A 12,458-nucleotide genomic window follows, 5' to 3' on the forward strand; every position below is an offset into this window, starting at 1 on the left:
ACCAAAACACCCCCCGAAAGCACCCCCGGCTTCGAGCGAACGGTACGTTCGTCGCCTCAGATCGACCGAACGCCCCGTTCGCACGATCAAAGGGCGGAAGCACGGCGGGCTCACCACCCCGTCCGGGATCGAGTGAACGACACTCTCACCCTCCTAGACGAGGGGAACGGTACGTTCACACGATCCGCGAAAAGCGTGTGCCCACCACAGGTCTCGTCAGTCGACGGTCAATCGCGACACCAACCTGCCACGGAACCCGTCGAGCGTGGCTAGGCTCGGAAGAGGTGCCCCGTGTGATCGGGCCCACCTCACCTGTGCACGCGTGATGACTACGGAGGCTTCGATGACCGATATTCTCGACCGCACCAAAATCTATGTTGATGGCGCCTGGATCGAATCCACTGGCAGCGGTCGGATCGACGTTCTCAATCCGGCTACCGAAGAGCTGATAGGAACTGTCGCCGAAGGCACTGTCGAAGATGTCGACGCGGCCGCGAAGGCAGCACGAAAGGCGTTCCCTGCCTGGTCTGCACTATCCGGCGGTGAGCGCGCCGAATATCTTTCCAAGGCCGCGGCGATAATTGCCGAACGCACCGATGATCTTGCGGCGCTTGTTTCGCAGGATATGGGAATGCCGATCGGATTCGCGAAGCCCGTACAAATCGGAATGCCGCTCGCGAATTTGAATGCATTTGCCGAATTGGCTCGCACTTATGATTTCGACGCTCACGAGGTCGGGAATTCGCTGATTGTTCGCGAACCCGCGGGTGTTGTCGGCGCCATCACTCCCTGGAACTTCCCGCTCCACCAAGTTGTCTTGAAGGTGGGCGGTGCGCTCGCCGCGGGCTGCACCGTGGTTCTCAAGCCCACCGAGGTTGCGCCACTCATCACGTACGCTCTCGCTGACATTTTCGACGAAATTGGTTTGCCTGCAGGTGTATTCAACCTGGTGAGTGGCTACGGTCCGGTAGTGGGCGAAGCCATCGCCGGCCACCCTGAGGTCGACATGGTCTCCTTTACCGGGTCGACTCGGGCAGGCAAGCGAGTGGCCATCGTTGCCGCGGACACCATCAAGAAGGTCTCGCTCGAGCTGGGCGGCAAGTCGGCGAACGTCATTCTCGACGACGCCGATCTCGAAAAGGCTGTCACGGATGGCGTCGCAAAGTGCTTCATCAATTCGGGCCAGACCTGTTCGGCGCTGACGCGTATGTTGGTTCCCGCGGAGAAGGTGGATGAGGCAGCGGCAATTGCTGCTGCAGTCGCCGCTCATTTCCCGGTAGGTGATCCGACTCAGCCGACTTCGGTGCTTGGTCCTCTGGTGAACGCGAATCAGCTGGGACGCGTTCGCGGATACATCGAGAAAGGTGTGTCGGAAGGTGCCACCGCGGTTGTCGACGGTCGCGAAACCGGACTGGCCAGTGGATATTTCGTCGGACCGACGGTGTTCGCGAACGTGACCGAAGACATGACCATTGCGCGCGAGGAGATCTTCGGACCGGTCCTCTCGATCATGGGTTACAAAGACGAGGCCGACGCAGTGCGGATCGCCAACGGCACCGAGTACGGACTGGCCGGTGGCGTTTGGTCAGGTGACCCCGATCGCGCGGATCGCGTCGCCCGGCAACTGCGGGCCGGGCAGGTCGAGGTGAACGGCGGCGCCTTCAACACGAATGCTCCGTTCGGTGGGTACAAGCAGTCGGGCGTCGGGCGCGAGGCCGGCACGTTCGGGCTCGAAGAGTTCCTCGAGATCAAGGCGATTCAGCGATAGTTTGTTCGAGAATGGCGATGCTCCCGTACCAAGTGCGGGAGCATCGCCATTTTTGTACCCGGATCAGGACTTGGCGGCATCCAAATGCTGAGCCGAGATGTTCGCCAGATGTGTCAGGTCCGAGGCCACGGTCGCGAACGTGTAGCCCTCCCCGAGCCGTTGTGCCGCAACCTGACCGGAAGGTGTGTGGATTCCCGCAGCGACTCCGCTGACGGCGGCAGCTTCGCGCACCCGGGTGAGCGCTGCTTCGAATTCCTCGGCGACGTCCGGATCGTTGGAGTGCTTACCGCCGACAGCGATTCGTAGGTCGGACGGCCCGACGTACACGCCGTCCAAACCGGGCACTGCGCAGATCTCTTCGACGTTCGCCAGACCCTGTGGGGTCTCGACCATCGCAAATACAACGGTGTCGCGGTTCGCGTCGGCGGGAACTGGGCCGATACGGAGTTGAGAGCGCATGGGTCCGTAGGAGCGGATGCCGAAAGGCGGATACTTGGCGGCTGCCACGGCGGCCGCTGCCTCTTCGGCGTTGTTGATCAGCGGAACGATGACGCCCACAGCGCCCGCGTCGAGTGCACGGCCGATGGGCGTCGGATTGTTTGCCTCGACGCGCACCATCCCGACAGTGGACGGTGACGAGTCGATGGCGGTGAGCCCGGCGACCATCCCCGAATAACCGATCAGGCCGTGCTGCATGTCGAGGGCAATGTAGTCCCAGCCGACGTGCGCAATCCATTCGGTCGAGACCGGACTGTCGATGACGGACCAGTATCCGAGAATGCGTTCGCGTCCTCGGATACGTGCGGCGAATTGTTGTGCTGACATAGTGAAGAACTCTTCCTGATGAAGGTCGGGTGTTTCAGCGGTTGTAGTTGGGCATGGGGCCTCGTAGGGCGGCACCGACGAGGTCACACTCTTCGACGGTCGAGGCGTCGAGTGGACCTCGCCCGATGGCCGCGATATTGGATTCGAGGTGCGTTACTTTGGATCCTCCGAGGAGCAGCGATCCGGCGACGGGCTTGCTGACCAGCCAGCGCAACGCAAGCTCGGTCAGGGAGATGCCGGACTGTTCCGCGATCGCCGTCAGTTGTGCAATGGCGTCGAAGATCTGTGTGTTCCAGTATCGCTCCTTGTACATCGACGCAAGACGGGAGTCGCCGAATCGGCCGTCGGCGGGGTTTTCCTCGAAGGTGTGGCGCCCGGTGAGCAGGCCCCCACCGAGCGGGTTGTAGACCATGGTGGTCAGTCCGGTCACGTCCGCGAATTCTGCGTATTCTTCCTCGATGCGACGCGCGAGCAAGTTGTAGAGCTGTTGTGCGACGATCGGTCGCGGAGCACCGACTGTGTCTGCGGTGTAGTTGATTTCACTGATTTGCCACGCGGCAAAGTTGGATACGCCGAGTGTGCGGATCTTGCCCTCGGCAACCAGTTCCGCGACGGTGGTAAGAGTTTCGGTCAGCGTGACGGTTCGGTCCGGCTGATGGAGATAGAACAGGTCGACGTAGTCCGAGTCGAGTCTGCGCAGACTTCCTTCGATGCTTGCTCGGAGTCCCTTTGCCGAGAGTGGGCTGTTGTCACCGGCATCGGGGTGTGGCATTCCTGCTTTGGTGGCCAGAGTGACGGAATCGCGTCGGCCGTGGAGCAGTTTTGCCAGCATGCGCTCGGACTCGCCGCCCGCATAGCCGTTCGCCGTGTCGATGTGTGAGATACCGGCGTCCAGTGCTGCGTCGAGCATCGATCCGGCACCCGATATGTCGACCGTATCTCCGAAGGTCATAGTGCCGAGCACCAGTTTCGGAAGCTCGAGTGGGGCGGTCATCAGGCAACTCCTCGTGATTCGGTCTGCTTGGCTAGCAAGTTCTTGGACAGGGCTGCCACCACGTGGCGTGGTTTGATGCCGACCATGGTGGTGGGATCAAGAGCAGCGCCTCGTAGTGCGCGGGTGTACGGCTCGTGCGGACTGGCGAGAACTGTGTCTGTGGAACCGGATTCGACGATGGTTCCTTTCGACATCACGACTACGGTCTCGCTGATTTCTCGGACGACGCCCAAGTTGTGTGAGATGAAAACGTACGTCAGACCGGTATCGACCTGAATTTCACGTAGGAGCGCGAGTACCTGCGCTTGCACCGAAACGTCGAGAGCGCTGGTTGCTTCGTCGCAGACCAGGATCTCGGGTCCGCTGGCAAGTGCACGGGCAATTCCGATGCGCTGACGTTGGCCACCGGAGAACTCCGCCGGACGCCGGTGTAGTGCCGAGCTGGGCAGGCCAACGCGATCGACAAGTTCTGCTGCTGCCTTGGCGCGTTCAGACTTGCTCCGAACACCTTTGAGGCGCAGTGGTTCTCCGATGATGTCCTCGGCAGTCAGATGGGGGTCCAGCGATCCGTACGGATCTTGGAACACCATTTGAACGCGAGAGCGGAAGGGGCGCAGTGACTTCTCCGACATCTGCGCGATGTCATTGCCGTCGACGAGAATGCGTCCACTGGTCGGTGTGAGGAGTCGGACGATCGATCGAGCGATTGTCGACTTGCCACATCCGGATTCGCCGACGATGGCCAGGGTCTTGCCCTTTTCCACCGAGAAGCTCACAGCATCCACGGCTCGGAAAACTCCGTCGGGAACTGGATACTCGACAACGAGATCTTCGACGGCCAGAAGTGGCGTTTCGTGGGGGTTCATGCCGAGGCTCCGATCTGCGTTGAACGGGCGGGGTCGCCATCCCAAGGCCCCAGGTGCGGTATGGCGTCGAGAAGCTTTTGTGTGTAGGCGCTTTGCGGTGAGTCGACGAGAACGTCGGCGTTACCGGTCTCGACAAAACGTCCGTCCTTCATCACGTAGATGCGATCGGATACGAGTCGGGCGACTCCGAGGTCGTGGGTGATGACGAGCATTCCGATCCCGGTGCGCTCCTGCAATTCGAGCAATAGATCCAGAATCCCGGCCTGAACGGTGACGTCCAATGCGCTGGTGGGTTCGTCGGCCACGATCAGTTCGGGGCCGGCAGCAAGAGCTCCGGCGATGAGGACGCGCTGCAGCATTCCACCCGACAGTTGATGCGGGTACTTGTCGAGTTGCTGATCCGGATACGGAATGCGTACCTGCTCGAGCAGTTGCACTGCCCGCTCGATTTGTTGCTTCTTCGCGGTCACACCGCTGTGGCGCACTGCTTCTCGAAGTTGGCTGCCGATGGTGTGGACGGGACTCAGAGCCGTCATCGGGTCCTGGGGGATGAGGGCGATGTGTTTTCCACGAATATCGTTCAAGATCTTCGTGTTTCCGAGAATGTCTTGGCCTTTGAAGACGGCTTTCCCGGAAAGAACGGCAAGATCGTCCGGAAGCAGTCCGAGGATTCCCATGGCCGTGGTCGACTTTCCGGAGCCGGATTCACCGATGATGGTGACGGTTTCACCGGCGTCGATGCAGAAGGACACCCCGTCGACGGCTCGGATGACGCCATTCGCCGTGACAAGTTCGATCTGGAGGTCGTCGACCCGTAGTAGATTGCCCATGTCTCACGCCTTTGCTTTCTGGGCGTTGCCACGCCCGAACAGGCTTGCGCCCAGTCGTTTCGAACCTGCAGGACGATCGCGCAGGCCGTCGCCGAGTAGGTTCACTCCGACGACCAGCAGCACGATCATCAGACCGGTCAACGTGACGATCCACCATGACGTGGTGATGTAGTCCTGGCCGTCGGCGATGATTCGTCCCCACGTTGCGAACGGACGTTGCGGTCCGGCGCCGAGGTAACTCAACGAACTTTCCAGCAGTACGGCCTGCGCGAGCAGCAGCAGGACGACGAGCGAGGCCTGCTTGACGATGTTCGGAATGACGTGACGAAGCAGAATTGCCATGCGAGTAAGTCCGAGGACTCGAGCTGCAGCTACGTAGGGCTTTTCGCGTTCGACGAGTACCAATGAGCGAGTCAACCGTGCGACCTCGGGCCACTGCGCGATCGCGATGACAAACGTGATGACGGGAATGGACGGACCGAACAGCGCAACGACGAGAAGCAGCATCATCAGCAGAGGCAGAGAAAGCTGTGCTTCGAGTAGGCGGGAGATGACGGTGTCGACCCAGCCGCCGAAGTACCCCGCGGCGGATCCGGCGACTATGCCGATGACCCCGGAGACGATCACGGCGAGAATACCGATCGTCAGAGACACCTGGCCGCCGTGCAGGATCCGTGAGAGGAGATCTCGTCCCAACTGATCGGTGCCGAACAGATGGCCGTCGGTGAGGGGCGGTAGCCGTCGACTGCTCAGGTTGGTCTGGTTCGGATCTGCAAGGGGGAGTAGTCCCGCCAATGCAACAGGAAGAATCACCAGGAGCGCGCAGATCGAGCCGGCCCAGATCTTGACTCGGCTGTCTCGCTTACGGCGCGTGGCTCCGGCGCGTGCGAAGTCTGCCTCGGTGACCGCGCTGGCGCGTGGAGTTGTTGGAGGTTCCAAGACGGTAGTCATCAGTTGGCGCCCTTTCCGAGTCGCACGCGTGGATCCAGGAGGGGGTAGAGGAGGTCCACTGCCAGTTGCACGAGCACGGCGAGAACCGCAGTGACAAGCACGGTGGCCTGGATGAGCGGGTAGTCGCGAGTCTCGAGTGCGCGGACCACCAGCGAGCCGACACCAGGCCAGGCGAACACGACTTCGACCACCACGACGCCGTTCAGCATTCCGGCAAATCTGGTGCCCAGCGCGGTGACGATCGGAATCGCAGAATTACGCATCGCATATCGCCAGGTGAGTTCGCGTTCGGATACTCCGCGAGAACGTGCGACCGTGATGTACGGAGAAGCGAAGGCCGAGACCATTTCGCGTCGAACCATCCGGGAGATCAACGCGATCTGAAGGATGGCGATGGTGACGGTAGGCAGGATCAACGACGGCCATGTGGTGAAACCGGCTGCCGGGAGTACTGGGATCAAGACCGCGAAGATCGTCACCAGCATCAGGCCGCTCCAGAACTCCGGCATGGATTGCCCGCCGACGGCTACGACGTTCGCACCGAGTTCGCGTCGGGTGTCCGCGTGACGGGCCATCCACACGCCCAGCGGAATCGAGAGCACGGCGGTCAGCAGAATGGAGCTGACGGCCAGGGTGATGGTGTACGGGAGACGGCCGAGGACAACGTCCATGGCCGGCGCCTGGAACGAGTACGAGGTGCCGAGATTCAGATGGACGAGGTCCCACAGGTAGATCAGGTATTGAGAGAACACCGACTTGTCCAAGCCCATGTCAGCACGGATTTGTGCTAGATCCTCCGCGCTGGCCAGCGGTCCGGCCAAGGCGTAGGCAGGATCGCCGGGAGCCATTCGGATGAGGACGAACACTGTTGTGAGCGTGAGGAAGATCGTCAAGGCGCTCTGTGCCAAGCGTTTGAGCACGTATTTGACGGTCGGGTTGATCCTTGTGCGCCGACGCGGAGAGATTCCGAGAGCGGTTTGCGGTTTCGGAGCGGTGAGAGTCATCGCCTCAGGCCTCCAATCGGACGGCGCCGAGGTCGTAGGAGTTGATCGGGGTCAGTGAAACATTTTGTACACGAGTGCGTTTCGCAAGGAGTGCGTTGGGTACGAAGCTCCACAGGCAAGGCCAGGTGTTCCAGATGTCTTGTTGTGCGGCGTCGAGTAGAGCGGCGCGCTTGGTCGGGTCTGGTTCACTGGATGCGGCTTGGATCTTCGCGGTGATTTCGGGGAAGACGTACCCGTGATAGGTGTCGCGAGTTGCTTCCTTCTCCGCTGTGCCGGCGTACATCCCCTGCAACGTGGTCAGTGCAAGTCCGGTCTGGTTGCCGTAGCCGTTGCCCAGCACATCCCAGTCGCCGGTCTTGCCCTGGCGCCAGGACGAGATGTCACCGCCCGGTTCGAACTGCTGGAGTTTGACGCGTACTCCCACGGCCTTCATCATTTCGAGTACCGATTCCATCACCGAGACGTCGTTGGTGAACTCTCCGGTTTCCCAGATGAAGGTGAGTTCGAGGTCGTCGGCGCCTTCGGCCTCGAGTATCTGCCGCGCTTTCCGTGGATCATATTGGTAAGTACCGGTTTTCACGGCTCCGTCCAAGGTCGACGGTGCGGGGCCGGTGGCCGGGACTGCGGATCCGATCAGCACGTCCCGAGCGAGTGACTCACCGTCGATGGCATACGTGAGAGCTTCTCGGACACGCGGATTGGACAGTGGGTGATCGGCGGGCTTGCGGAAGTTGAAGAACAGTTGGTTGATGCGTGTGCTCGGCACTGTGTCCACCTGGACACCAGGCAGGTCGGCGAGTTGTTCGGCGGAATCGGGACTGATCGAGTCGATGACGTCGACCTCGCCGCTCCGAAGTGCGACGACGCGGCCGGCCTCTTCGGGAATGAAGCGGACCTGAACACGACGAACGCCAGGGGCCGGGCCCCAGTAGTTGTCATTGGCGACAAGTGTGTAATCGCCGGTGCCCCGGTTCGATTCGCTGACGACGAACGGTCCAGACCCGATTCCGCTCTGCAGTTCGTTGGGTTCGTTGGCAGCGGCCGGGGTGATCAAGATGTTGGACATGAGCGAGTCCAGAACCGGCACCGGGGAATTCGTCCGAAGGGTGAAGGTGCGATCGTCGATGGGGACGACCGTCGGCCACTCGGGGAACTGCGGTGCGACAAACGATCCGCTGACCTGCTGGTACATCTGCATTGCCGTCGTGACGTCGTCGATCAGCACAGGTGTGCCGTCGGAGTAACGGATGCCCTCGCGGAGTCGAACCGTCCACTCGGTCGGGCCGGTCGATTCGAACCTGTCAGCGAGAACGAGTTGCGGTGTCAGATTGTCGCCGATCCGGGTGAGACCTTGTCTGACGCCACGTTGAGCCGTGACTGCTGCGTCGAATTGATTGAGTTTGTTGTCGAGGCTGACGAGCGAACGGTTGAGCCCGAGCACCAGGGTGTCCTGGGTCGGCTTCCCGGTAGGGCCGGCGCACGCGGCAGTCGTGCCCAGAAGCGTTGCGCCACCGATCAGCCCGGTGAACTGCAGAAAGGATCGCCGGGAGAGCTGTGGTGTTCGCAAACGAGTATTGGTCATCGGTGACCTTTCGATCCTGACGGGGCAGCGTGGGGGCGACGCTCCGAGCGGACTGTTGGTGAACAATCGCGTCGGGCTCTCGCTTGTAACTCAGCTCACAATGGCACTGTTGCGCACTTCGCGCAAGTCCCGTAACTTCGATTGCGTACTTCGCGCATCGGTTGCGATGCTGCGCATACTCGATTCAGACCGAAAGGGGGTCGAGGAATTCGATGAAACCGCTGGTAATCATCGCTGATGATCTTTCCGGAGCCGCGGAGTCGGCCGCAGGATTTCTGCTCCGCAGTTCGGGCATATCGCTTCGACTCGGCCCGGGTGCGCCCGACGGATCAGGAGTGACGGTTTTCGATCTGCACTCACGGCGATCCGACCCCGCCAGAGCCTCTCGTGACGTGAGATCAGTTCTGCAATCGTCTGACGGCTCCGAGATCGTCAAGAAGATCGATTCCCTGCTCAGGGGCAACATAGCGGCGGAGGTTGGAGAACTCTCCCGCGACGGATCCCCGGTCATCGTCGCCGCCGGACTGCCCAGGCAAGGGCGCACGGTGCAAGACGGGGTGGTGTTGGTCGATGGGGTTGCGTTGCACGCCACCGACCTGTGGCGCGCGGAGTCGAAGCCGGCTCCTCGGTCGATTGCGGAGGCGCTCGGCTCGTCGGCAATTACTTCTGGCGTATCGCTGGACGACATTCGCTCCGGGCGGTTGAGCCAGGTTCTTGCGTCGATCTCAGAAGCCGGGTCGGTGGCGATCTGCGACGTCGAGACCGACAGTGATCTGGAACTGATTGTGGCTGCAGCACAGGATGTTCGGGGTTCTCGACTGGTAGGAACATCGGCGCTCGCAACGGCAGTGGCACGACGACGAACCGTGCAGTCACCCGTCGTGCGTCCATCTCTTCGTGATTCTCGATCTACTTTGGTGGTTGTGGGGACGGCGGATGCGTCTGCCGGGGACCAAGTGGCATTGCTTCGGGATTCAGGGGCGCACCATATCGAAGTGAACAGTGCTGAACTCCTGGCGCATTCGGTCGATCCGCTTCCGATTCTGAACGCACTGGATCGCGGAAACGTCGTGGTTTCGGTAAGTGGACCTGTCGTGCCTGCAGAATCCGTCCATCTCGTTTCGGCTCTCGCCGATCTGATCGCTGCCGTCGATGCAGGATTCTCCCACGGCGAGAACCCGATCGACTTGGTTCTTACCGGTGGCGAAACCGCGCGCAGCGTTCTCGACCGCCTGCGGATCGACACTCTGTCACCGATTTACGAAATTGAACACGGCGCCGTACTTTCCGTCGACCGCACCGGACGGTACATCGTCACGCGGCCAGGCAGTTTCGGGAATGCACACAGTCTTTTCTCTATAACGAAGTTTCTCGCGCGCCCCATCCCGGTCGACGCTCCGGACAGTCCACCTTCAGACAACGAGGTCAATCCCATGTCAATCGAATCCACTCCACTGCCGCTGATTGCTGTCACGATGGGCGACGGCGCCGGCGTCGGACCGGAAGTGATCGTCCCCGCACTCCTCGACGCCGAAACGAGAAAGCGTTGCCGCCCTGTTGTTGTCGGCGACGCGAAGCGTTTGCGATTGGCTGCCACGGTGCTCGGAATCGACGTCGACGTGGTCGCGATCGAGGAGATCAAGGATGCTGAATTCAACGATGGACGGATCAACGTCATCGACCTGGACTTGCTACCCGAGGATCTCGCCTGGGGTGAACTGTCGGCAGTCGCGGGGGATGCGGCCTATCAATATATCCGCGTCGCAAGCGAACTCGCCGTACGCGGTGAAGTCCAGTCGATCTGCACGGCGCCGCTGAACAAGGAAGCGCTGCATGCGGCAGGACACATCTATCCCGGACACACGGAATTGCTTGCGCACCTGACCGGTACCGAGGAGGTGTCGATGATGTTGTCGACCCCCAAGCTCAAAGTGATTCACGTGACCACTCACATCGGACTGCTCGATGCAGTTGCCAGGATCGAGCCCGGTCTGGTCGAGAGGACCATTCGTCGAGGTCACGAAGCTTTGGTGCGCACGGGCAATCCATCTCCGAAAATCGGCGTGTGCGGGATCAACCCGCATGCGGGGGAGAACGGGCTTTTCGGGTACGGAGAGGAAGAGCAGAAGATCATTCCCGCCGTCGAACTCTTGAAGGCAGAAGGAATCGACGTCCACGGCCCACTGCCGGCGGACACGGCATTCTTCCTCGCTGGACGTGGGGACTACGACTTGATCGTTGCGATGTACCACGATCAGGGGCACGGCCCGGTCAAGGTTCTCGGGATCGAGGCCGGCGTCAACATCACCGTCGGGTTACCTGTCATCCGTACCTCCGTCGATCACGGAACCGCTTTCGACATTGCAGGTAAGGGCATCGCCGAGGCCGGTAGTATGGTCGAAGCGCTGCGGCAGGCGGCCGAATTGGCAACCAGCACATTCGTTTCCAAGTAAGCACCAGGGTTTGTAGGGGGGAGGAGCGATGGCCATCCGGGAGTCGGAGGCGAGGCGGTCGGAGATTGCGAGGCTCGCTCGCACCAGCGGTCTGGCCAGTGTCGAGGATCTGTCTGTCCAATTCGGGGTGACTGCATCTACGATCCGTCGCGACCTGAGTCAGTTGACTGCCCAGGGAGTAATTGCTCGAACGTACGGCGGGGCGATTGCTCTCAACCCTCATCCGGAATCCTCCTTGCGTCAACGCGCAATGGAGGGATTCGACGCCAAACGGGGCATCGCCGAATGGGCTGCTGAGCAGGTCCGGCCCGGAGAAACCGTGCTCCTTGATGCAGGTACCACCGTCGGAGCGATGGGAGAGTTCTTACGTTACGTGACGAATTTGACGGTGATCGCTGCAGGGCTGACGGCGCTCGAGGCGTTAGCCGACGCTGATGGTGTTCGAGTCGAATGTCTCGGCGGGACGCTGAGGCAGCTCAGTCAAGGATTCGTCGGGCCACTGGCGGAAGCGTCGCTGCAGCGGGTGTCGTTTGACAAGGCATTCCTCGGTGCCGATGCGGTTACCGCTGACCTGGGTATTTGTGAAGCTGAGCTCGATCAGACCCGGCTCAAGGAAATGATGATCGAACGTGCCGGCGAGGTCTACATACTCGCCCACTCCGCCAAGCTCGGTGAACGTCCTTTCCATGCGTGGGCGCCGATACCGCCGGGGGCCGTGCTGGTTACCGATGCTGCAGTAGACGCAAAGCAAGTCGCGTTGTTCGAGGATGCAGGTATCCGAGTCCAAGTGGTGTGAGTTCCCGCTGCGTGCCGATCCGGCCACGGTGTCCGGCGTCACATGATGTCCGAATTGGTGAAAATCGACTGAAACGGGCAATCTTGCTGGGGAAATGGATACCTCCGAGTCTCTGACCTGTGGATTTGGCAAAGACTTCGGCGGACGCGTAACTTATTCCAAGTCAGAGCGACACGGACACCGACTCCCGCCTTCACGGCGAGTGACACGAGGTTGTACGAAGTGCCTGACCAAATTTCGAAGTAGTTTCCATCGTGTATGGTTGTGCTTCACCTCCAGTTCTTCCCCGAATGTTCAGCGGTTTGCGCCGATGATCATGATGGGATAGGCTGGGAAAGTTGCCCCGGAGCGGCGGCCATAGGGTCGTGGTGATGGTGTGTGCGTGTTCT

Annotated in this window: 10 protein-coding genes; 3 read left to right on the plus strand and 7 right to left on the minus strand. The window is 60.9% G+C overall.

What is annotated here, in order from left to right:
• Window positions 1–343: 343 nt before the first annotated feature.
• Window positions 344–1,768, plus strand: coding sequence for an aldehyde dehydrogenase family protein (locus ACKAMS_RS33150; protein ID WP_007732506.1), 1,425 nt, complete (start codon window positions 344–346; stop codon window positions 1,766–1,768).
• A 63-nt stretch (window positions 1,769–1,831) separates the two neighbouring features.
• Here the strand turns inward: ACKAMS_RS33150 and ACKAMS_RS33155 are convergent, their stop codons facing one another.
• The 7 genes from ACKAMS_RS33155 to ACKAMS_RS33185 are packed head-to-tail and all read right to left on the minus strand — an operon-like array spanning window position 1,832 to window position 8,820.
• Entirely contained in the window at window positions 1,832–2,593 is a 762-nt protein-coding gene (locus ACKAMS_RS33155) for an HpcH/HpaI aldolase family protein (RefSeq protein WP_408990084.1), read from the minus strand.
• Window positions 2,594–2,627: 34 nt separating this feature from the next.
• Window positions 2,628–3,587 carry an aldo/keto reductase gene (locus tag ACKAMS_RS33160; protein ID WP_408990085.1) on the minus strand — a complete coding sequence of 320 codons (960 nt, stop codon included), beginning with the start codon at window positions 3,585–3,587 and terminating at the stop codon, window positions 2,628–2,630.
• Window positions 3,587–4,453 (minus strand): ATP-binding cassette domain-containing protein, encoded by an 867-nt coding sequence (locus ACKAMS_RS33165; protein ID WP_070386748.1) that lies wholly within the window; start codon window positions 4,451–4,453, stop codon window positions 3,587–3,589. Before ACKAMS_RS33165 ends, ACKAMS_RS33160 begins: the two co-directional genes overlap by 1 nt.
• Complete coding sequence (locus ACKAMS_RS33170) at window positions 4,450–5,283, minus strand: ABC transporter ATP-binding protein (RefSeq protein WP_053062092.1); 834 nt, start codon at window positions 5,281–5,283, stop codon at window positions 4,450–4,452. Before ACKAMS_RS33170 ends, ACKAMS_RS33165 begins: the two co-directional genes overlap by 4 nt.
• Window positions 5,284–5,286: 3 nt before the next feature.
• The gene (locus ACKAMS_RS33175; protein WP_019746660.1) at window positions 5,287–6,234 is read right to left on the minus strand and encodes an ABC transporter permease; all 948 of its coding nucleotides are present in this window, start codon (window positions 6,232–6,234) and stop codon (window positions 5,287–5,289) included.
• Entirely contained in the window at window positions 6,234–7,238 is a 1,005-nt protein-coding gene (locus ACKAMS_RS33180) for an ABC transporter permease (RefSeq protein ID WP_408990086.1), read from the minus strand. Before ACKAMS_RS33180 ends, ACKAMS_RS33175 begins: the two co-directional genes overlap by 1 nt.
• A 4-nt stretch (window positions 7,239–7,242) precedes the next feature.
• A complete protein-coding gene (locus tag ACKAMS_RS33185; RefSeq protein WP_408990087.1) occupies window positions 7,243–8,820 on the minus strand; it encodes an ABC transporter substrate-binding protein in 1,578 nt (525 codons plus the stop codon).
• A 212-nt stretch (window positions 8,821–9,032) separates the two neighbouring features.
• On the opposite strand from ACKAMS_RS33185, the gene pdxA reads away from it, so the two are divergent.
• Both pdxA and ACKAMS_RS33195 read left to right on the plus strand, forming a co-directional pair.
• On the plus strand, window positions 9,033–11,273 hold the full coding sequence (gene pdxA, locus ACKAMS_RS33190) for a 4-hydroxythreonine-4-phosphate dehydrogenase PdxA (protein WP_408990088.1): 2,241 nt from the start codon (window positions 9,033–9,035) through the stop codon (window positions 11,271–11,273).
• A 28-nt stretch (window positions 11,274–11,301) separates the two neighbouring features.
• Window positions 11,302–12,069, plus strand: a complete 768-nt coding sequence (locus tag ACKAMS_RS33195; protein ID WP_408990089.1) for a DeoR/GlpR family DNA-binding transcription regulator — start codon at window positions 11,302–11,304, stop codon at window positions 12,067–12,069.
• Window positions 12,070–12,458: the final 389 nt, after the last annotated feature.

Source organism: Rhodococcus sp. 5A-K4 (assembly GCF_046097995.1).
Lineage (GTDB): Bacteria > Actinomycetota > Actinomycetes > Mycobacteriales > Mycobacteriaceae > Rhodococcus_F > Rhodococcus_F erythropolis.